General features: G+C 58.7%; 17 protein-coding genes. 1 reads left to right on the top strand and 16 read right to left on the bottom strand.

Translation table 11 applies throughout. The annotated features are described in order from the left end of the window. Positions 1–11: 11 nt before the first annotated feature. From ACFER_RS04815 to ACFER_RS04745, 15 genes are all read right to left on the bottom strand, one after another. A complete protein-coding gene (locus tag ACFER_RS04815) occupies positions 12–1,163 on the bottom strand; it encodes a pyridoxal phosphate-dependent aminotransferase (protein WP_012938292.1) in 1,152 nt (383 codons plus the stop codon). Continuing rightward, the gene (gene hisD / locus ACFER_RS04810; RefSeq protein ID WP_012938291.1) at positions 1,163–2,509 is read right to left on the bottom strand and encodes a histidinol dehydrogenase; all 1,347 of its coding nucleotides are present in this window, start codon (positions 2,507–2,509) and stop codon (positions 1,163–1,165) included. Before hisD ends, ACFER_RS04815 begins: the two co-directional genes overlap by 1 nt. Next, positions 2,506–3,156, bottom strand: coding sequence for an ATP phosphoribosyltransferase (gene hisG, locus ACFER_RS04805; protein WP_012938290.1), 651 nt, complete (start codon positions 3,154–3,156; stop codon positions 2,506–2,508). Before hisG ends, hisD begins: the two co-directional genes overlap by 4 nt. Before the next feature lie 13 nt (positions 3,157–3,169). Further along, on the bottom strand, positions 3,170–4,345 hold the full coding sequence (gene hisZ, locus ACFER_RS04800; protein ID WP_012938289.1) for an ATP phosphoribosyltransferase regulatory subunit: 1,176 nt from the start codon (positions 4,343–4,345) through the stop codon (positions 3,170–3,172). Then, entirely contained in the window at positions 4,342–4,644 is a 303-nt protein-coding gene (locus ACFER_RS04795) for a YerC/YecD family TrpR-related protein (RefSeq protein WP_012938288.1), read from the bottom strand. The genes hisZ and ACFER_RS04795 overlap by 4 nt, the downstream gene beginning before the upstream one ends. Positions 4,645–4,947: 303 nt before the next feature. Continuing rightward, the gene (locus ACFER_RS04790; RefSeq protein WP_012938287.1) at positions 4,948–6,894 is read right to left on the bottom strand and encodes an oxidoreductase; all 1,947 of its coding nucleotides are present in this window, start codon (positions 6,892–6,894) and stop codon (positions 4,948–4,950) included. 113 nt (positions 6,895–7,007) lie between these two features. After that, positions 7,008–7,871, bottom strand: coding sequence for a LysR family transcriptional regulator (locus tag ACFER_RS04785; RefSeq protein WP_012938286.1), 864 nt, complete (start codon positions 7,869–7,871; stop codon positions 7,008–7,010). 223 nt (positions 7,872–8,094) lie between these two features. Then, positions 8,095–8,526 carry an HD domain-containing protein gene (locus ACFER_RS04780; RefSeq protein WP_012938285.1) on the bottom strand — a complete coding sequence of 144 codons (432 nt, stop codon included), beginning with the start codon at positions 8,524–8,526 and terminating at the stop codon, positions 8,095–8,097. An 18-nt stretch (positions 8,527–8,544) separates the two neighbouring features. Next, entirely contained in the window at positions 8,545–9,051 is a 507-nt protein-coding gene (locus tag ACFER_RS04775) for a hypothetical protein (protein ID WP_012938284.1), read from the bottom strand. A 380-nt stretch (positions 9,052–9,431) separates the two neighbouring features. Continuing rightward, entirely contained in the window at positions 9,432–9,845 is a 414-nt protein-coding gene (locus tag ACFER_RS04770; protein WP_012938283.1) for an amino acid-binding protein, read from the bottom strand. Between the two features lie 18 nt (positions 9,846–9,863). Beyond that, a complete protein-coding gene (locus ACFER_RS04765; protein WP_012938282.1) occupies positions 9,864–10,904 on the bottom strand; it encodes a 3-deoxy-7-phosphoheptulonate synthase in 1,041 nt (346 codons plus the stop codon). 234 nt (positions 10,905–11,138) lie between these two features. Then, positions 11,139–14,066, bottom strand: coding sequence for an insulinase family protein (locus ACFER_RS04760; protein ID WP_012938281.1), 2,928 nt, complete (start codon positions 14,064–14,066; stop codon positions 11,139–11,141). A 170-nt stretch (positions 14,067–14,236) separates the two neighbouring features. Next, positions 14,237–18,013 carry a phosphoribosylformylglycinamidine synthase gene (locus ACFER_RS04755; RefSeq protein WP_012938280.1) on the bottom strand — a complete coding sequence of 1,259 codons (3,777 nt, stop codon included), beginning with the start codon at positions 18,011–18,013 and terminating at the stop codon, positions 14,237–14,239. Between the two features lie 11 nt (positions 18,014–18,024). Further along, positions 18,025–19,206: a GNAT family N-acetyltransferase gene (locus ACFER_RS04750; RefSeq protein WP_012938279.1), complete on the bottom strand. Its 1,182-nt coding sequence runs from the start codon at positions 19,204–19,206 to the stop codon at positions 18,025–18,027. A gap of 12 nt (positions 19,207–19,218) precedes the next feature. After that, positions 19,219–20,001 (bottom strand): DUF2156 domain-containing protein, encoded by a 783-nt coding sequence (locus ACFER_RS04745; RefSeq protein ID WP_244830085.1) that lies wholly within the window; start codon positions 19,999–20,001, stop codon positions 19,219–19,221. On the opposite strand from ACFER_RS04745, the gene ACFER_RS11770 reads away from it, so the two are divergent. Next, the gene (locus tag ACFER_RS11770) at positions 19,930–20,103 is read left to right on the top strand and encodes a hypothetical protein (RefSeq protein WP_227898307.1); all 174 of its coding nucleotides are present in this window, start codon (positions 19,930–19,932) and stop codon (positions 20,101–20,103) included. The genes ACFER_RS04745 and ACFER_RS11770 overlap by 72 nt on opposite strands. 68 nt (positions 20,104–20,171) lie before the next feature. Here ACFER_RS11770 and ACFER_RS04740 read toward each other — a convergent pair whose 3' ends face one another. Next, complete coding sequence (locus ACFER_RS04740; RefSeq protein WP_012938277.1) at positions 20,172–20,780, bottom strand: histidine phosphatase family protein; 609 nt, start codon at positions 20,778–20,780, stop codon at positions 20,172–20,174. Positions 20,781–20,811: the final 31 nt, after the last annotated feature.

Below are 20,811 nucleotides of genomic sequence, written 5' to 3'. Positions count from 1 at the left end.
GCCTCCCTCGTTTACAGAATGATATCCCTGATGGCTTCAATGATCAGGGGATTTTCTGCCGCCGTGCCTACAGAAATCCGCAGGCCCCCGGGCAGCCGGGGATTCTGGGAGTAGTTCCGTACCAGCACCTTCCGGGCCAGCAGTTCCTTGAACAGAAATCCGCCGGCTGCCATGGCCTTTTCCCCGCCGGGCAGATCCGCCGCACTGGCTTTGTCCGCCAGTTTGTCCAGGACTTTCCCCGCCGGCAGGGCCAGCAGGAAGTTGGTGGCGCTGGGCAGTACCCGGAAGTCCAGGGCTTCCAGCTGTTCCCGCAGGTACCGGCGGCCGCTGACCACCGCTTCCACCCGTTCCCGGAGCACTTCCGGCTTGCTGAACAGCAGTTCCGCCGCCAGGATGGAGATCCCGTTCACCGTATAGGGCAGCAGCACCTTCTTCAGGACCTTCATCACGGCTGCACTGCCCACTCCGTAGCCGATCCGCAGATTGGCCAGGCCGTAGGCCTTGGAGAAGGTCTTCAGCACCAGCAGATTGTCCACTTCATTGACCAGGTCCAGGGTGGACAGTTCTTCCATCTTCCCTTCTTCCACGGCAAATTCCATATAGGCTTCGTCCATGATCACTGGGCACTCCACGTTCCGGATGATTTTTTCCATGGCGGCTCTGGGATTGAAGTTCCCCGTGGGATTGTTGGGATTGCAGATAATGATGAGGGCCGGCTTCTCTTCCCGGCAGAATGCGATGACTCCCTCCGGATCCACGAACCCGTCCGCCGTCAGCGGGAACAGCACCGGTTCGCTGTCCGCCAGGATGGCGTAGGTCTGGTACATGGAAAAGGACGGCGTGGCGGAAGCAATCTTTCGGCCTGCGCCCCCGAAGGCATAGCAGGCTTTTTCCAGCAGTTCGCTGGAGCCGTTCCCGATGGCCACCTGGGCCGGATCGAACCCCAGCCGGTCGGCAATGGCCTGGCACAGGTCCTCCCCGTGCATGGACGGATACCGGTTGAAGGCATGTTCCGCCAGACGGGTCCCCAGTTCCAAACGGATTTCCGGGGTCATATCCCAGTTGGTTTCATTGGCATTGACAACAATATCTGCATCAGGTACAGTTTCCACCTGATAGTCTTCAATCCGGGACAGGCTTTCCCGGGCAAGAATCTCGCTCATCACAGAGCCCCCTTCCGGATCCGGATGGCGTTGGCGTGTGCCTGGAGTCCTTCCGCTTCGGCCATGGCGATGATGTCATCAGCGGCTTCCGCCAGGGCTTCTTTGGTATAGGAGATGATGCTGGTCTTCTTCATGAAGGTTTCCACATTCAGCACGGAATAGAACCGGGCCGTACCGCCGGTGGGCAGGATGTGGTTGGGGCCGGCGTAATAGTCTCCCAGGGGTTCCGGAGAATAGGCTCCCAGGAAAATGGCACCGGCGTTCCGGATCCTGGGCACCAGGGCAAAAGGTTCCCTGGTGTTGATTTCCATGTGTTCCGGAGCGGAAATGTTGGCCATCTCCACCACCGTATCCATATCTTTGGCCAGGATGATCTTCCCCTGCACCGCCAGGGACTGGGCGGCAATTTCCTTCCGGGGCAGCTTCTGGAGCTGGACTTCCACTTCCTCCGCCACTTTGCCCGCCAGGTCTTCGTCATCGGTGATCAGGATGGCGCAGGCCAGGGGATCGTGTTCCGCCTGGCTCAGGAGATCTGCCGCCAGGTACTGGTAATCCGCGGTTTTGTCCGCCACAATGAGGATTTCACTGGGCCCTGCCAGCATATCGATATCCACGTGTCCATAGACGGCCTTTTTGGCCAGGGTCACGAAAATGTTCCCGGGGCCGGTGATCTTTTCCACTTTGGGAATGGTTTCCGTCCCAAAAGCCAGGGCGGCAATGGCCTGAGCTCCGCCCATCTTGTAGATTTCCGTAATGCCGATTTCCTTGGCCGTGGCCAGCACATAGGGATTCATCTTCCCGTCCCGGCCGGCGGGAGCCGCCATGGCGATCCGGGGCACCCCGGCCACTTTGGCGGGCACCGCATTCATGATCACACTGGAGGGATAGGCGGCGGTACCGCCGGGCACGTAGATCCCCACGCTGTCCACCGGCGTCATCTTCTGGCCCAGGAAGGACCCGTAGGCCCGGGGCGTCAGCCAGGTCTTGGGCAGCTGTTCTTCGTGGAACTTCCGCACATTGGCAATGGCCCGGCGGATGGCCCCCATGGTCTTTTCATCCACGGCCTTTTCCGCTTCCGCGAATTCCTCTTCCGTCACCCGGATGGTGGCCGGTCTCAGATCCGCTCCATCCAGTTTCTTGGTGTATTCGAACAGGGCTTCATCCCCTTTGTTCCGGATATCGTTGACGATGATGTCCACTTCTTCTGCCGCAGTAAGCGGACGGCCGAACATCTTTTCCACAGCGGCGGCCACTTTCGGGGACAGTTTCACTTCATCAAAGGATTTCTTTTCCAGCAGGCGGCTGATTTCTTCCGCCGTGCTTTTTCTTTCATCATAGACTTTCATTCCGGTTTTTCCTCCTTCAGGACTACTTTCAGATCTTCCACCAGCTTCCGGATCCGGTCGTACTGCATCTTGAAGCTGACTTTATTGGCAATGAGACGGGCGGTGGACGGGAACACCGAAGCCACTTCCTTCAGATGGTTTTCCCGCAGGGTCCGGCCGGTCTGGACAATATCCACGATCATTTCGCTGAGCCCCACAATGGGCCCCAGTTCGATGGAACCATTCAGTTTGATGATTTCCATCTGCATCCCCAGCTTGTCGAAGAAATCCGCCGCGCACTTGGGATATTTGGTAGCCACCCGCATATGGGCGTAATCGGTGATTTCCGGCAGTACCTTGGATTCCGGCACCGCCATCATCAGATGGCAGCCGCCGTAGCCCATATCCAGCAGTTCGTAGATGTCCTTCCGTTCCTCATTGAGCACATCCTTGCCGATGATGCCGATATCCGCCGCTCCGTATTCCACATAAGTGGGCAGGTCCACGGTCTTGACGATGATGAATTTTACCTTGGTTTCTTCATTGGTGATGACCAGCTTCCGGGAATCCTCCACCACATTGTCCGCAGCATAGCCCACCTTGGCCAGGAGTTCCACAGACTTGGCAAAAAGTTTTCCCTTGGGCAGGGCAATTGTTAAGTAATCCATTCCCTTTTCTCTCCTATCCTACATATGCTACGGCTTCGCACCGGTTTTCCGCACAGGCCTTGGCCGCCTCTTCCGGGGTCAGGGCGTTGGTGGCCACTTTCACGTTCTTGCCGCCATTGCGCAGTTCCAGCGCCTTCTGGATGGCTTTTTCCTGGCATCCCGGAGCCCAGGCCACGTAAATGTCCCATTTGGATTCCCTGTTGAACCGGCCGTCCCGGCGCAGGGACAGGATGATCCGGTCGATGCCCAGGGCAAATCCCGTAGCCGGTTCCGGATCCCCGAAGGCTTCCATCATATGGTCGTACCGGCCGCCGCCGCAGATGTTGAACCCGATCTGGGGAGCATAGGCCTCGAACACCATACCGGTGTAGTAGTCGAAATTCCGGATCAGAGACAGGTCGAAGGACAGGTACTGGGCCACCCCGTAGGCTTCCGCCAGTTTGTAGATGGCCTTCAGGTTCTTCAGAGCATCCAGGCTCTTCTGGTTCTTCACCCGGCCTTCCAGGTCATCCAGCAGGTCCCGGCCTCCCTGGAGATACAGCAGATCCCGGAACAGGTCCTTCAGATCCTTGGGGATGAAGCGGACGGCAGCTTCTTCCAGGCCCACCGCGTTGTGGGAGAGGATCATGGTCTTTACGAAATCCGCCTGCTTTTCCGTCAGCCCGGCTTCTTCCATGATCCCGGCCAGGAAGGCGCTGTGGCCCACGCTGATCAGGAAATCCTGGAGCCCGGCGGCTTTCAGGCTGCTCACCGCCAGGGCCAGCACTTCCGCGTCAGCCATGGGCGCTTCCGCCCCGATCATTTCGATCCCCGCCTGGGAAAATTCACACTGGCGGCCGGCCTGGGTCTGTTCGTGCCGGAACACATTGGCGATGTAGAACAGCCGTTTCACACCCTTGTCGTTCTTCAGACGGGTGGCCACCATCCGGGCCAGGGGGGTGGTCATTTCGCTGCGCAGCATCAGTGTCCGGTTGTTCCGGTCCATGAACCGCATGCTTTCATCGCTGATGCCGGCGCCGCTCAGGGCAAAGGTATCGGCATATTCAAAGGTGGGGGTGATGGCTTCATCATAGCCCCAGGAAAGGAAATTGGCGGCCACCCGGTCTTCCAGTTCCCGTTTCAGCCGGGCATCCCCCGGCAGAATATCTTTTGTCCCGTAAGGGATCCGCAGTGCAGTACTGTTGCTCATTTCTCGTTAGCTCCTTCAGTCAAGATGGGGATCAGGGTTCGGTATCCTCCTGCCCCGTAGTTCAGACAGCGATTGACCCGGGATACCGTGGTGCTGCTGGCGCCCGTATCCTTGACAATCTTGGCGTAATTTTCGCCCCGGTGAAGACGCACCGCCACTTCCAGCCGCTGGCTCAGGGCCTTCAGCTCGTTGGGGGTGCAGATGTCTTCCAGGAAAGCCAGGCTCCCGTCCAGATCCTTCAGCAGGGTAAAGGCTTTGGCCAGCTGTTTCAGTTCCCGTTCATTCAATCCGGCTACCATGATCGTAACCCCTTTCTTCAATAAATATGCTTCCGTTCCGGAGAGCTCCGGAACAAGTGCTTTACTGATTTAATACTTTACTACGATGACGCGATAAATGCAAGTAGTTTTTTTGAATTTATGAAAATTTTTTTCGCATAAAAAAAGGGGGTGTGAAAGAATTCACACCCCTGGTCACTGAACGAAGGCAGGCAAACGCGTCTGACGTTTGCCTTGGAACAGAAACGCAGCTGCCCCTGGACAAAGGAGATGTTGCAGTTCACGTGCAACATCCCCTTTCCGTCGGCTGACCGCGGACAATTTTCAAATATCCATGGCCGCCCAATGGCCCCAGTACACCGCATTGGTGATGGTGGACACTTTGGCCGCATCCCCGATGACCCTTACAAAGGGGGCACAATCCCGGAGCGCTTCCACCACATCCGTCCGGGAACGCTGTCCCAGGGCGCAGATCACCGTATCCCCGGGCACCAGCACCTGGGCTCCGGAGGGATCCGTGCACAGGATGCCTTCCCGGGTCACTTCCATTCCCTTGTATCCCGTATGGACCGTGGCGGTTTTGGCGATTTCCGCCAGCAGCAGGGGCCGGTGGCGCACATTGGCGTCAGGAGCCAGGGTGGGCCGCATTTCCACAATCTCCACCTTTTTCCCTTCCCGGCCCAGGTGGATGGCACATTCACAGCCGGCCAGACCGCCGCCGAACACCACCACATGGTCCCCCACTTTGTCTTTCTCCCTGTAATAATTGTTCACGATCACCACATTGTCCCCGTCCAGCCCTTTGATGGGCGGAACCAGGGGCCGGGATCCGGCGGCGATGATCAGGGCATCGGGCTGCTCCGCTTCCACTGTTTCCGGGGTGGCTTCCGTGTTCAGCCGGATCTCTGCCCCCGCCTTCCGGGCCAGCAGCTCACAGGTATGGGCCAGACCATACATTTCCTTTTTGAAGGGAATGGCCTGCTCGCTTTTCAGGATGCCCCCCACTTCCCCTTCTTTTTCCATCAGGACCACCCGGTGCCCCCGACGGGCGGCGGTATAGGCGGCATACAGGCCTCCGGGGCCCCCGCCCACTACCACCACCTTCTTCCGCACCGGTGCCGGCTGGACTTCCGTGCCGTCCAGTTCCCGGCCGATGAGAGGATTCACCGTGCACCGGCGGGTACCGGTGGCAGCCCGTTCCGCCATGCAGGTGAAACAGCGCAGGCAGTGGACGATTTCCTCCTCCCGGCCTTCGTCGATCTTCCGGGGCGTTTCCGGGTCCGCCAGCAGCTGCCGGGCCATATACACCACATCCGCCTTCCCGGAAGCAATGATTTCTTCCATCATGGCCGGATCCGTGAGCCCGCCAATGGTGGCCACCGGCTTGGACACATGCTTTCTGATTTCCGCCGCCAGGTACACATTCCGGCCGTGGTCCTCGAACATGGAAGGATGGGTGATCCCGAACGTCTTCTGGTAGGTGCCGGCAGAGACATGGAGCAGATCCGCATAGGGCTCGATGGCCTGGGCTATCTTCACCCCTTCGTCCAGTCCGTATCCTCCCTCGGTGAATTCCGCCCCGCTCATCCGGAATTCAATGGGGAAAAAGGGCCCTACCGCAGCCCGCACCGCCTGGAGCACTTCCACCGCAAACCGGGTCCGGTTTTCCAGGCTGCCTCCGTAGGCATCCGTCCGGTGGTTGAACAGGGGGGACAGGAACTGGTTGATCAGCCAGCCGTGGCCCCCGTGGATCATCACCATTTCAAAGCCCGCCCGTTTGGCCAGACCCGCGGCGTGGCCGTAGGCCGCCACAATATCATCGATCAGCTCCTGGGTCAGGGCCCGTACGGGTACCCCGTCAGCCCGTACCCCGTCGCTGGGCCCCCACTGGTGCAGATTGTGCTGCCGGTTCTTGTCCGTCATGTAGGTACCGGCAAACTGGCCGGAATGGGACAGTTCGATGGAAGGGATGGCACCATGCCGGCGGATGGCATCGGCCGTACAGGTGGCTGCCGCCAGGGAATTCAGGATGCTTTCATCCAGATGATAGGCATGGGATCCATCGGTGGCCGGATGGACCATCAGCTCGGAAACGGTGACCGCTCCGGCCCCACCCCTGGCTCTCAGTTCGTAAAAAGCCGTGGATTTGGGGCCGATGCACCCGTCGTTGGTAATGTCCGTGCCTCCCATGGGTGCAGAAAAGATCCGGTTCCGGAAAGTGGTCCGGCCAATGGTGATGGGACTGGACAGATGGGGAAATTTGCGCAGCATAGTTTGCCTCCTTGGATTGTTGTACCTGTATTTTTCCTTACCACCCTATCATAAAAAATCAGCTGCCGTCCAGCAAGGAAACGGCAGCAGGTATCAACATTTTATTGACGCTTTTATCCTTCACAAGCAAAAGAACCCAGGATTGCCTGGAGCAGCGGTTCCTTTTCCCTCCCCTGAGGGCAGACCAACGCCACCTGCCAGGGAGCCGCCTCCCGGAGGGGGATCTGCCGCAAAGGCGGTTCCTCTGGATGGATGGCCGCATCGATGCCCACCCCCCGGCCTTCCTGGCAGAACCGGCGGATCAGGCTGCTTTCCATGGTCTTGACGGCAAAGTGAGGGGTAAAACCAAAATCCCCGCACCGTTCCGCCAGATTGTGGTAAATAGAAAAATGTTCGTTGAGGCACAGCAGGGGCTCCTCTTTCAGGTCTTCCACCGAAAGGCTCTCCGCTCCGTACAGAGGATGCCCCGGATACAGAATGGCGCACACCGGCGCCCGGAACAGCTCCTGCCGGAAAAAGCCGTCCGGGGCTCCCGGTCCCACACAGAAGCCGCAGGACAGCGTCCCTTCCTGCAGCAGTTTCAGGATATTCTCATTGAAATCCTCCACCCACTCCAGGTGGAATTCCGGATACCGGGCAGCCGTTTCCTGGAGCCGCTCCACGGAAATCACATGGAGCACCCCGCAGGCAAGCCCCACCCGGAGCCCCTGCTGCTGCCGTTTCATTTCCTGGATCCCCAGCTGGAGGTTCAGCAGCTGAGCCGTAAAAGGACGGCTGTGTTCATAAAAATACCGGCCTTCCAGGGTGGGTTCCATGCCCCGGGGCGTACGGACAAAAAGCCGTGCCCCCAGTTCCCCCTCCAGGACCCCGATGATCCGGCTCACCCCCTGGGGTGTCAGGAACAGTCCCCTGGCGGCCTGGTGGATGCTTTTCTTTTCATAGACCTGCTGGAAACAGCGGATGGCCCGGGTATCCATGATATCCCCTCCTTCGGGGGCATTGTAGCACAGAGGGGAAGGGGTGTCAACGGATGCGGGATGGCCGGGCGACACGGCTGCGCCGGTCATCCCCTACGGTTCCGGTATCGACAGGCCGTGCATTTCGCGGGCTCCCCGGCGCCCTACGGCACCGCAATGGGTCTGTCGGGGCCGCCTTCCTGCCCTGCGGTGGCCTGTTCTCTGCCAGCCTGCGCCGTCCTCTTCACGCTTCACTCAGAATTCCATATGCCTTCCGGTACTTTTCTACCCGTTCCCTGTCCTTTTCCGTCACTTCCGGCAGCCGGGTCAGATCCATGTTGTTCCGCAGATCCGCCTTTTTCACGGCGATGGCGTAGGGATTCCCGCTCTCTTTGATCTGCCGCACATAGTCCAGATAGGGCACCTTCTTGTCATGGGTCAGCAGAGCTACCGCATCCGCCACGGTTTTCCCAAACAGCTGTTCCAGGGTTCCCCGGTCCATGGCCGTGTCTTCCAGGGTATCATGGAGCATCCCCACCAGGGCATACTCTTCTCCCAGAGGAAGTACCTGATCCGATACGAACTTCACATGGTTGATATAAGGTTTCCCTGCCCGGTCTTTCTGTCCTTCGTGGAATTTTTTTGCCACCTCATAGGCCAATACCAGTTTATCCATCTTCACCACTCCTTGTCCTTATTTGGATTTTCCATGCTCTTCCAGGAACCGTACATCCCAGTCCTGATATTTTTCCATCAGATCATGGACGTGCTGGGCCATGATGATTGCGGGCACCCCGGCATTCACATGATACATGGACCGGAACTCCTGGAAGTGGAAGGGTTCCCCCAGAAGGCCGCTGTAAAACTGATCCAACACCTGAGGTGTCAGCAATCCCAGTGCTTTGCCCGTCCCTCCCTTTTGAGGAAATTCCCAGGCCTGGCCGTTTTCATCGGCGAAAAGATATCCTTTCTGTCCGAACCGCCGGCACATGGCGGTCCCTAGCCGCTCCAACACCGGCCGATACAGCACATTCATATGGACCAGCACCTGGCAGCAGGGTTCCCTGTCGCCCCATACCCATTCACAGTGGAAATCCACCAGACGAAGCCATTGCCGCAGCGCATCCAGATCTGCAGACTCCACTCCCAGGAACACCCCACAGTGCTGAGGACCGAACTGATCCAGCAATTGATTCTCCATACCTTGTTCCTCCTATAGAAACTTGTCTTTGGATTCTTGCTTCCATCCTTTTTCTATTTTTATTATACCTCATCCCCCGTCCAAAAAAATGGACAAAAAAAAGCCGCCGGAACCTCCGGCGGCCTTTGTCAACGGTCAGCGGCTGATGGACGCCAAATGCTTCGCATTTGCCCCTGGCAGATGGTATCCTTTTGCAGAAACGGGATGACCGGGCGACACGGCTGCGCCGGTCTTGCTCATCCCCTACGGTGCCGGTATCGTCAGGCCGTGCATTTTGCGGGCCGCCCGGCCTGCGGCCCCTACGGTATTGCAATGGGTCGTTGGAATTTCGTGCACCAGGCGGGGCAACCGGCCTGCGCCTCCTACGGGTAAGAAAAACGTCAGAACCGGTCCAGCAGGGCATACCCTTTCCCCTGGAGGAAGGTTTCGGTTTCGGGTTCGTCGGTTTTCAGCACCACGATGGGGCTGGAGGTTTTCCGGTCGAAGGAGATGTAAAGATACCGGACGAACACGTTGGCGTCCTTCAGATGGGTCAGGATCTTATCCAGGGTACCGGGCTGGTCGCTGGCCATATCCACGGCCAGCACATAGTCGATCCGGCACTGGTAGCCGGCTTTCTGGAGGGCTTCCAGGGCCTTGTCCGGATTGTCCACGATCAGCCGGATGATGCCGAATTCGGCGCTGTCCGTGGCCAGCATGGTGTAGATGTTGATGTTTTCCCGGGCCAGGTCGTTGGTAATCTTCCCCAGGGCCCCTTTATGGTTGGCTGCAAAAAGCGAAATCTGTTTCAGCATGGTATGTCCTCCCTATTCTCAGTAATCCACCCGTCCGGCCAGTTCCAGGATCAGATCCCGGGTCTTGGGCCAGCCCAGGCAGGGATCGGTGATGGATTTTCCGTAGACCCCTTCGCCGATTTTCTGGCTGCCGTCTTCGATGTAGCTTTCGATCATGATCCCCTTGACCATCTTCTTCAGGTCCGGGTTCATGTGGCGGCTGTAGAGCACATCGTTGGCGATCCGGATCTGTTCCAGGTATTTCTTCCCGGAATTGGCATGGTTGGCATCGATGACCACCGCCGGGTTTTCCAGGTCCCGCTTGCCGTATTCTTCATGGAGCCGGACCAGGTCTTCATAGTGGTAGTTGGGCAGGCTCTTGCCGAATTTGTCCACATACCCCCGGAGGATGGCGTGGGCCAGAGGGTTCCCCTTGGTCCGCACTTCCCAGCCCCGGAACAGGAACTGCTGTTCATGCTGGGCGGCGGCGATGGAATTGAGCATTACGGAGATGTCCCCGGATGTGGGGTTCTTCATCCCCACCGGGATTCCCACCCCGCTGGCGATCATCCGGTGGAGCTGGTCTTCCACGGACCGGGCCCCGATGGCTGCATAGGAGATCAGATCGGACAGGTACCGGTGGTTTTCCGGGTACAGGATTTCTTCGGCGCAGGTGAAGCCGGTTTCCCGGATCACCCGGATGTGCATGTTCCGGCAGGCGATGATCCCGGCCAGCATGTCTTCCTTCCCTTCGGGATCGGGCTGGTGGGCCATGCCCTTGTAGCCCACCCCGATGGTCCGGGGTTTGTTGGTGTAGACCCGGGGAATGATGTACAGGGTATCTTTCACCTGTTCCTGGACTTCGGCCAGACGTTGGCAGTAGTCCACCACAGCGTCCTCATTGTCCGCGGAGCAGGGACCGATGATCAGCAGAAAGCGGCTGTCTTTCCCGGTGAGGATGTCCCGGATCTCAGCGTCCCGGCGCCGTTTGGTTTCATAGATGGCCGGCTCCACAGGGTGATCAACCTTCAGTTCCTGGGGAGAGGGCATTTTGCGGATGAACTCCATTTCCAGTTCCATTGTATCCCTCCGTTTGGTGTAAATTGTATTCATTATACCACAAAAACAAGATAAAGGGACTGCCCCTGTGTAAAAAACATACACAGGGACAGTCCCTTTGTCACTGGTCACATGTCACTGGTCACTGGACGAAGGAAGGCACCCGCTGCACGGGTCCCTTTGCAGCGCCAGCTGCGTTTCTGTTCAAAAGCATCTGCCTCCGGCAGATGGTCTCCTCCGTCCGTTGACCGCATTTTACGCCTTGATCACCCGTTCAAACAATCCCTTGTTCTCTTCGATCTTCCCTTCGCCGCCTACCACGCACAGGTAGCCGTCGGAGAGCACATCCCGGACCAGGGGCGCCAGGGCCCGGATGTCTTCCGGGGTGCAGTCGATGATCTGGTCCCGTTTCTTCTGGGCCAGGTCTTCCGGGGTCCCCTTCATCTGGGCGGTGATGGCCTTTTCCAGGTGCATGGCCGGGGTCAGGGGGGTGTCCACCAGGCTGATGGTGCCGATCACGTACTTGGTCATTTCCCGGTCGGAAGCCTGGAATTTTTCCAGGTACTCCGGCAGATCCCGGTAGGCCTGGAGGCTTTCCGCCAGTTTGGGATCCCGGTAGCTGGACAGGTAGAAGGTGCCGGTGGGGTCGAACCGGGTGCCGGCCCCGTAGGCTCCGCCCTGGACCCGGATTTTGGTCCACAGGTAACCGTAGCGGAGGATGGTTTCCAGCACTTTCATGGCCCCGGTATAGTGGTAGCCGTGGTCGTGGAAGTTCCCCCCGGCCAATACGTACTGGACCTTCCCGGAGGTGGTGATTCCTTCGTTCTTCCCGGGAGCTGCCAGGTCCGGCGCCGGTTTCCCCGCATAGGGGGAATGGGGCAGCTGAGCCGTAAAGGCGGCCACTTTTGCCAGGGCCTCCTCTTCCATATCCCGGTCGCAGGACAGGGACTGGAGCTGTTCATCCTGATGGAAGAAGGCGGGCAGCAGGGCTTTCAGATTGGCGGCCACTTCTTCGGCCCGCTCATCGAAATGGGCCCACAGATCCTGGAGGAACTGGTAATAGGTCAGCTGGTCATGTTCCAGGCTCCGGGCGGACTTGGAGAAGTAGCTCATGAGCCGCAGGGTGGCCACGGTCATCCCCCGGGCAAAGAAGTTGTTGTCCCAGTCGGTCTTCACTTCGCTGACGATTTCCTTCAGCCGCTTCCTGTCGTCCACATGGCTCCGGAGGGCGATGCTGCTGAGGATGGCGAACAGCTTGTCCTCGTTCTTTTCCAGCACCTTGGCGGATACCTTGAACACGTTCCGGTAGCTGTTGGTGTCGCTGTACCTGCAGTAGGGCTTCACTTCGAAGTTCAGCCCCCCCAGATACAGGTCCGCCAGTGTGGTCAGTTCCTCGTAGGAATAGTCATCGGTGTCCACCTTCCCCAGTACGTCGGTGAGCAGGTAGGCATAGCACAGCTTGTCTTCCGGCAGGCCGGTAAGGTCGAAGCACCAGTCGAAATAGGCGATTTTGTTGGTGAACTGATGGAGCACCAGCCGGGTATGCTTCCCTTCTTCCGTCACCTGGGGATGTTCGAAATCGTTCTTCCGGGCAATGTCGGACCGCTGGAGCAGGGGGATGGAGGCCAGGGCTTCCGGGGTATCGGGAGCCGCCTGCCGGGCATGGAGCTCATCGGCGATGGCCGCCACTTCTTCCAGCTGTTTCTGGTCCATATGGCTCTTCTTTTCCGCCATGGTTTCCGCAAACCGGGCAGCATCCCGGGCTTCCTTCCCGGGTTCCGGGGTCAGGGTCACCAGGCATTTGTGGGTGTTGTCCAGCAGCACGCTTTCGATGAGCTGTTCATAGTACTTCTTGTCGATGGCGCTGCGCAGGAAGTCCAGACAGTCGGTGAACCGGAGGCAGGTGGTGGGGTCTCCCCCGTACAGCCAGGTTTCCATCACGTTCAGGCCGTAGATCAGGCCTTTGGGATAGATGTTGAAATCCGCTTCCCGCATCTTGAATTCTTCGGAATTCAGTTCTGCTTCCAGAAGCCGCCGGGGAATCCCGTTCCGGGACAGGTCCTGGAGGGTCCGGTAGAGCACCTTCACGAACTGGTCTTCCTTATCCGGGTCGGAGCCGCTGACTTCCACGGAGAACACGGGCTGGAGCTGGGAGCCGTTCAGGCTGCCGGATACGTCGCTGCCGATGCCCGCCCGAAGGAGCGCCAGCCGCAGGGGCGCATTGTTCCCGTCCAGGAGCACATGGGTCAGGAGCTTCAGGGCCATGATCCGCTTCTGGTCCAGGGCGGACCCCACCACGATGTTCATGGAAAGGTAGGTCTTGTGGGCGGTGTCATCCCCTTCGGGCACCGGGTAGGAGGCTTTCACTTCCCGGGTCTGGTCGAAGGGAGCCTGGAGGGGGATCTCCACTTTCAGGGTGCCGGTCTTGGGGAACCGGCTCAGGTATTCCCGGTCCATGTAGTCCAGCCAGTCGTCGATGTTCACATCCCCGTACAGGTAGATATAAGCGTTTTCCGGGCTGTAGTATTTTTTGTGGAAGGCCACGAATCCTTCCTGGGTCAGCTGGGGAATGGCGGAAGGCAGGCCGCCGGATTCGAACCGGTAAGGGGAATCCGGGAACAGGGCCTTCATCACCTCATGTTCCTCGATGGCGTCCGGGGAGGAATAGACCCCCTTCATTTCGTTGTAGACCACGCCGTTGTACACCAGGGGCTTGTCCTCTCCCTGGCCCAGTTCGTAATGCCAGCCTTCCTGGCGCAGGGTAAAGGGATTTTCCCCGGTCAGGGGATAGAACACCGCGTCCAGGTACACGTCCGCCAGGTTCCGGAAGTCCTTGGCATTCCGGCTGGCCACCGGATACACGGTTTTGTCCGTGTAGGTCATGGCGTTCAGGAAGGTGTTCAGGGAGCCTTTCACCAGTTCCACGAAGGGTTCCTTCAGCCGGTATTTCCGGCTGCCGCAGAGGACGGAATGTTCGGTGATGTGGGCCACCCCGGTATCATCCTGGCTGGGGGTCCGGAACCCGATGGTGAACACTTTGTTGTCGTCCTGGCTGGCCAGGTAGAACAGCCGGGCGCCGCTGACCTCATGGATCATTTCATAGGCCGTGGCTTCGATATCCGGCAGAGGGGTGATTTTTTGTACGGCAAAACCATGGAGTTTTGCCCCAACAGAAAGTTCCATGCAGAATCTTCTCCTTTAATGAATGATGCATTTTTCATGCAAACGAAATTGGCAAAAATTGCTTTCCAAAAGGGCATGACCTATGACCTATGACGCATACGAATGACATAGGACCAAAGTCATACACAAAAGGGGTTGCCGCACATGCAGCAACCCCTTCCCTGTTTTGCTTACTTGAAGTACTGCACGCCGCCCAGGAACAGAGGCTGCAGTTTGTTCCCCGGGATGTTCTTCATGAGACCCTCGGTGAACCGTTCGGTGTGGCCCATCTTGCCCAGCACACGCCCGTCGGGGCTGGTGATGCTTTCGATGGCATACAGGGAGCCGTTGGGGTTGTAGGGGCTTTCCATGGTGGGATCCCCTGCCTGGTTCACATACTGGGTGGCCACCTGGCCGTTGGCGAAGAGTTTCTTGATCTCTTCTTCCGTGGCCACGAACCGGCCTTCCCCGTGGGATACGGCTACCGTGTGGATGTCACCGGGTTCGGTGAGTGCCAGCCACGGAGATTTGTTGGAAACCACTTTCGTTTCCACCATCCGGGAAATGTGCCGGCCGATGGTGTTGAAGGTCAGGGTGGGAGAGGTTTCCGTCAGCGGACGGATGTCTCCATAGGGCACCAGACCCAGTTTGATCAGGGCCTGGAAACCGTTGCAGATCCCCAGGGCCAGGCCGTCCCGGTTGTACAAGAGATCCAGCACCGCTTCCTTCAGGGCCGGGTTCCGGAACATGGTGGCGATGAACTTGCCGGATCCTTCCGGTTCGTCACTGGCGGAGAACCCGCCGGGAATGGCCAGGATCTGGGCTTCTTTGATCCGTTTGGCCATTTCTTCCACGCTTTCCTTGATGGCTTCCGGAGTCAGGTTCCGGATCACACAGATATCGGCTTTGGCACCGGCTGCTTCAAAGGCGGCAGCGGTGTCGTATTCGCAGTTCAGGCCCGGGAATACGGGAATGAACACCCGAGGCTGGGCCACGTTGTAGGGCGCGGTCAGGGGCAGGTCATTCCGGTAATAGGGCATCCGGCAGATTTCCTTGCCGGAATCCTTCACCACAGAGGGGAATACCCCTTCCAGGGTGCGGGTATAGGCGGCTTTGATTTCGTCCAGGGTGATGGCGGTGTCGTTGACGGTGACTTTGCCGTCGTCGGTCAGGGAGCCCAGCACCAGGAAATCATTGCCGGCGAAGACTTTGTCCGGATCGGCCCCCGGTGCCATTTCCACCAGGAACCCGCCGGGCTGCAGGGTGAACAGGCATTCCTCATGGAGGAAGGGTTTCACGAACCCGAAGCCCAGACCGTTGCCCAGGCACATGGAGGAGATGGCGGCTGCCACGCCCCCTTCCTTCACCACGCCGGCGGTGAGAATCCGTTTGCCCAGGATGGCTTTGTGGACGCTGTCCAGGAGGGTCCGCAGGGCGGGGTAATCCACCACTTCGTGTTCATCGCAGGGTACCGGGATGAACACCACTGTGTTGCCGGCCTGTTTGAATTCGTTGGAGATGGTATCCCGGCCGTCCATAACCCCTACGGCGAAGCAGATCAGGGAAGGCGGAACTTCCAGGTCCATGAAGGTGCCGCTCATGGAATCCTTGCCGCCGATGGCCGGCAGTTCCAGTTCGCAGCAGGCTTTATAGGCACCCAGGAGAGCGGCGAAAGGCCGGCCCCAGGTATGTTCCGTATGGAGTTTGGGGAAGTATTCCTGCATGGAAAGACGCAGTTTCTTCGGGTCGGCCCCCATGGCCGCAGCCCGGCACACGGCTTCCACCACGGCGTACATGGCCCCGTGGTACGGGCTCCAGCAGCACACGTTGGGATCATAGCCGCTGGCCATGATGGAGGTGGCGTTGGTCTTGCCGTGGAGTACCGGCAGACGGGCCGCCATGCCTTCGGTGCGGGTCAGCTGGTTCCGGCCGCCGTAGGGCATCAGTACGCTGCCCCGGCCGATGGAGCCGTCGAACCGTTCGCCCAGGCCCTCTTCACTGCACACATTGAGCCGGTCCAGGTTGGCCAGCCAGGCTTCTTTGATATCCTTTTTGCCTTCCACTTCTTCCGGGGTGCTGTTGAAGGGAGAGGTTTCTTCCACTCCGTCCACCACCACATTGGATTTCTGGGGAATGCCGTTGGTATCCAGGAAAGCCCGGGACAGGTCCACGATTTTTTCCCCTCTCCAGTACATCACCAGACGGGGATCTTCCGCCACTTCCGCCACCACCGTGGCTTCCAGGTTTTCCTTGGCGGCAGCGGCCATGAATTTGTCCAGGTCGCTGGCGGCGATGCACACGGCCATCCGTTCCTGGGATTCACTGATGGCCAGTTCCGTGCCGTCCAGGCCTTCGTATTTCTTGGGCACCTTGTCCAGGTTGATTACCAGGCCCGGTGCCAGTTCGCCGATGGCCACGGATACCCCGCCGGCCCCGAAGTCGTTGCACCGTTTGATCAGCCGGGTCACTTCCGGATCCCGGAACAGCCGCTGGATCTTCCGTTCGTTGGGGGCATTCCCCTTCTGGACTTCTGCACCGCATTCGCTGAGGGATTTGGTGGTGTGTTCCTTGGAGGCACCGGTGGCGCCGCCCATGCCGTCACGGCCGGTACGGCCGCCCAGCAGCACGATCAGGTCGCCCGCAGCCGGACGTTCCCGGACCACGGCGTCCCGGGGAGCAGCCCCGATGACGGCCCCCACTTCCATTCTCTTGGCCACGAATTTGGGATGGTAGTATTCTTCCACGGAACCGGTGGCCAGACCGATCTGGTTGCCGTAGGAGCTGTAGCCGGCTGCAGCGCCCAGGGTGATCTTCCGCTGGGGCAGCTTGCCTTTCAGGGTCTGTTCATAAGGGGTACGGGGATCGCCGGACCCGGTGACCCGCATGGCCTGGTACACATAGCTCCGGCCGCTGAGGGGATCCCGGATGGCCCCGCCCAGGCAGGTGGCGGCACCGCCGAAGGGTTCGATTTCGGTGGGATGGTTGTGGGTTTCGTTCTTGAACATCACCAGCCAGTCTTCTTTTTTGCCGTCCACGTCAATGGGGGCCACGATGCTGCAGGCGTTGATTTCTTCGGAAGCATCCAGGTCGGGGATCTTCCCTTCCTTTTTCAGCTTCTTGGTGGCCAGGCATGCCATGTCCATCAGGGTGATGGGGCGTTTGGTGTCGGCACCGTAGACAAAATCCCGGTCTTTCTTGTACAGGTCATAGGCTTCCGCCACCGGCTGGGTGTATACGCCGTCGGTGATGGAAACGTTTTCCAGTTTGGTTTCAAAGGTGGTGTGCCGGCAGTGGTCGGACCAGTAGGTATCCAGCACCTTGATTTCGGTAATGGAGGGATCCCGGTTTTCTTTCTGGAAGTATTCCTGGATAAAGGCCAGGTCTTCCAGGCTCATGGCCAGTTCCTGCTGGTTCAGGAAGTCTTCCAGGCCTTTTCTGTCCAGGCTCCGGAAGCCGTCCAGCACGGCTACGGGTTTGGGCACATCCCAGGTCATATCCAGGGTTTCCGGCTTTTCAATGGCCGCTTCCTGGGCTTCCACCGGGTTGATGCAGTATTTCTTGATTTTTTCAAAGTCGGCGTCGGACAGGTCACCTTCCAGCAGGAACACTTTGGCGGCTGCCACAATGGGCCGCTGTCCCTGGGTGATGGCCTGGATGCACTGGGCGGCAAAATCTTCTCTCTGGTCGTACTGGCCCGGGAGCAGTTCCACGGCAAAGCTGCGGATGCCGGCAGGGATTTCCACTTCTTCATCCCGGACCACATCCACCGGTGCTTCGCTGAGCACCAGGCTTCTGGCTTCCTGGTATTCTTCGTCACTGAGGCCCTCCAGATCGTACCGGTTCAGGATCCGGACGCTTTTCAGATTCTTCAGCCCCAGGGTCTGCTGGAGATCGGAACACAGACCTGCTGCTTCCACAGCATATTCTTTCTTCTTCTCCACAAATACTCTTCTAATCTTGTCGCTCATGACAGCCTCCCTTAAAAATACTCATTGATAAAATTATTCTCCCGCGGGAACAATTTGTCAAGGATTTCCAGCGCATTTTTACTGTCCACATAGATCATGCCGGCCTGCTGCAGCTGTGCCGGTCCCATAAGTCCGAAAAACAGCTGGGTGAAGGTCCCTGCATCCAGCAGCACTTCCGGATCGTCCAGGGTGTTCAGCAGCCTGATGCCTTCCCGGGTGAATTCCAGTTTCACCAGCATGGTGTTGAGGGCGATCTGTTCGTCCTTCAGGGCCAGGACCAGGGTCTTCCCCAAAAGGTCCTCCGGCACGGCCAGAGCCTTCAGACAGGCCGCCGCGTTGATCACCCGGCCCATCATGAAAGGAGCTTCTTTCGGGGCCAGGGCCTGGTCCGGCAGCTGGGTCCAGGTCAGATCATCTTCCGGTGCCAGCCAGTCCAGGGTCTTGTGGATCCCCGCCAGCCCCTTGAAATACTGGAGCAGCCGGATCTTCGCCGGAGGATCCACCGCTGCCAGTTCCTGGACGGTCACTTTGTCACCCTCTCTATTATACAACGCATAGGCTTTCGGCGCACCGTCATTCCGGAGAATCACCGTCTCAAAATTTTCCTGGGCGGCTGTGATGAGGAGATTGTCCCACACCCGCTGATCCCGTACCGCATATCCGTGGTACCGTTCCATGCTTCTGGCGTAGACCGGAGCCACCAGGTCCCGGGCTTTGGCGGTATCCACCCGTTCCGGCTCATAACCGTCCAGGGTACGGCCTGCCAGGTCCAGTCCGGCCAGGGGCAGGGTGTAATGCTTCCGGAGATGGGTCCAGGCATAACCGTAGGGCTGGTAGATGCCGGCGTAAATGGGCATGAGGATCACAAAGGGCACCTTCATGGCCCGGAGCATGGTGAAGGCCGTATCCATCAGCTGGCCCATCACATGGTGTCCCCGGGCCACCGGGTCCGTGGCCACCCCCACGATATAGGGGACCTTCCAGTCCCGGCCCCGGACCCGGAGCACGTAGGGATTCAGATGGAGCATGGTCCGGAGCTTCCCGTCCTGGAACCCGCCCAGGATCCGGTTCTGCTTCAGGGCATATTCCCGGAAATACCATTCATAAAAAGGGGTTCCCTTCTTTTCAAAACAGTAGTCCCACAGGTCCGCCGCCTGGGACAGGGCGCTTTCCTGGAGCAAACGAAAATCCATGGTTTTCCTCCTTTACCGGATCACCGTATTGTATTTCTTCACCATGAACGCGGGCTTGTAGGATTCCTTGGCTTCCCGGAGCCCTTCCTTGCCCATGTCCTCTTCCCGGTTGATGTAGGTCACATCCGGCCATTCGTGGGCGATGTATTCCTTGTTGATGGCGGTGTACAGGCCCCGGATATCCGGATCCGCCTTTTCCACATGGATCACTGCGGTGTTCTTCCCGGCCCGTTCCCCGAAGGTAAAGGCCTTCACCTGGCCGTCCAGACGGATCAGCCCGCCCCGGAGCTGGAGTTTTTCCAGGTTGTTCAGCCCTTCTTTGATGGCATCGTATTCGGCCACGATGGAGGGGTCGGTAAGCTCCCGTTTTTCCACCCATTCCTTCCCGTAGGCGATGCATTCGTCCTTGTTGGCCGGGGTGATGGGTTCGTAGACGAACTCGGGATTGTCCTTGATGAACTGGTTGTAATGGTTCTTTTTGCCGTGGAGCTTCCGGCCGCTGAGGCTGGCCAGGCTGGACCGCTGGTACACATAGTCCCAGTTGTCCCGGTCCGTGGTGAACTTGTTCACCTGGGGCAGGTATTTCTGGAACCGTTCGATGGTGTGCTCGTAGATGCCGTGCATTTCGAAGGGTTCCCCCTTGAAATACTGTTTCAGGGCGCAGAGCACCTTGGGCAGGTCTTCGTTGACCCCCCCGAAAGGCGGCAGCACAAAGGTGGTGCCGTGTACGGTGACCTTGATGATGAGACAGCCGTGGCTGATGCCCCAGTAGCTGTCATACTGGTTCCGCCAGATGAAAATGGAGCCGAAGCAGCATTCCGAGGCGTGGTAATCTTCTTCTGTAAAATAATCATCAAAGATCGGCTTGTCGTCGATGCTGATGTGCTTGAATTCTAAAATAAAAATCGCTCCCTCATTTGAAAGATATATATGTATCTATTATTATAACAGATGAGTCAAGGGTCTCACAGCATCCCCATATCGTTCAGCTTGTCCACCCGGAACCCGTATTCCTCCGTCCGGACCACCTGGACGAAGGCGGTGTTGGCCAGGCTCATCCGCCACATGTTGTCGATGGAAAAGCCCAGGATCCGGCACACCAGGAGCCGGATCAGACCTCCGTGGCTGACGCACAGGATGGTGCCGTCCGGGTCCATGCCCTCCGCCAGGCCCGTAAAGGTTTCCCAGGCCCGTTCCTGGGAGGCGGCCAGATCTTCTTCCGCCTCCAGGTCCACCTGGCCCGGCTTCAGGAAAATGTCCCGGAGGGTGTCCGGATCCTTTTCCTGGATTTCTTTCAGATGATGGCCGTCCCATTTCCCGAAGGAAATTTCCCGGAGCCCCGGGAGCACGGTGGGTTCCAGTCCCCGGGCCTCCGCCAGAGGAGCCGCCGTTTCCCGGGTGCGGATCAGATCGGAGGTATAGATGGCGTCCAGGGGCACCCGGGATGCCCGGGTCACCAGGGCCGCCGCCTGTTTCCGGCCTGTATCATCCAGGGGATTGTTGCTCCAGCCCTGGAGGATGCCCTGCCGGTTGGCCAGGGTCTCCCCATGGCGCACCAGATAGATTGTTTTCATAAAAATATCCTTTATCCAGATCCGGTCCGCC

Origin of the sequence: Acidaminococcus fermentans DSM 20731, assembly GCF_000025305.1 — a bacterium.
Classification (GTDB): Bacteria; Bacillota; Negativicutes; order Acidaminococcales; family Acidaminococcaceae; genus Acidaminococcus; species Acidaminococcus fermentans.
The sequence above is the reverse complement of the archived record's forward strand: the minus strand, read 5'-3'. Positions and strand labels throughout refer to the sequence as shown.

Coding starts and splice junctions, on each gene's coding strand:
- ACFER_RS04815 (WP_012938292.1), bottom strand. CDS start 1,163: ATGAGCGAGATTCTTGCCCGGGAAAGCCTGTCCCGGATTGAAGACTAT.
- hisD (WP_012938291.1), bottom strand. CDS start 2,509: ATGAAAGTCTATGATGAAAGAAAAAGCACGGCGGAAGAAATCAGCCGC.
- hisG (WP_012938290.1), bottom strand. CDS start 3,156: ATGGATTACTTAACAATTGCCCTGCCCAAGGGAAAACTTTTTGCCAAG.
- hisZ (WP_012938289.1), bottom strand. CDS start 4,345: ATGAGCAACAGTACTGCACTGCGGATCCCTTACGGGACAAAAGATATT.
- ACFER_RS04795 (WP_012938288.1), bottom strand. CDS start 4,644: ATGGTAGCCGGATTGAATGAACGGGAACTGAAACAGCTGGCCAAAGCC.
- ACFER_RS04790 (WP_012938287.1), bottom strand. CDS start 6,894: ATGCTGCGCAAATTTCCCCATCTGTCCAGTCCCATCACCATTGGCCGG.
- ACFER_RS04785 (WP_012938286.1), bottom strand. CDS start 7,871: ATGGATACCCGGGCCATCCGCTGTTTCCAGCAGGTCTATGAAAAGAAA.
- ACFER_RS04780 (WP_012938285.1), bottom strand. CDS start 8,526: ATGGATAAACTGGTATTGGCCTATGAGGTGGCAAAAAAATTCCACGAA.
- ACFER_RS04775 (WP_012938284.1), bottom strand. CDS start 9,051: ATGGAGAATCAATTGCTGGATCAGTTCGGTCCTCAGCACTGTGGGGTG.
- ACFER_RS04770 (WP_012938283.1), bottom strand. CDS start 9,845: ATGCTGAAACAGATTTCGCTTTTTGCAGCCAACCATAAAGGGGCCCTG.
- ACFER_RS04765 (WP_012938282.1), bottom strand. CDS start 10,904: ATGGAACTGGAAATGGAGTTCATCCGCAAAATGCCCTCTCCCCAGGAA.
- ACFER_RS04760 (WP_012938281.1), bottom strand. CDS start 14,066: ATGGAACTTTCTGTTGGGGCAAAACTCCATGGTTTTGCCGTACAAAAA.
- ACFER_RS04755 (WP_012938280.1), bottom strand. CDS start 18,013: ATGAGCGACAAGATTAGAAGAGTATTTGTGGAGAAGAAGAAAGAATAT.
- ACFER_RS04750 (WP_012938279.1), bottom strand. CDS start 19,206: ATGGATTTTCGTTTGCTCCAGGAAAGCGCCCTGTCCCAGGCGGCGGAC.
- ACFER_RS04740 (WP_012938277.1), bottom strand. CDS start 20,780: ATGAAAACAATCTATCTGGTGCGCCATGGGGAGACCCTGGCCAACCGG.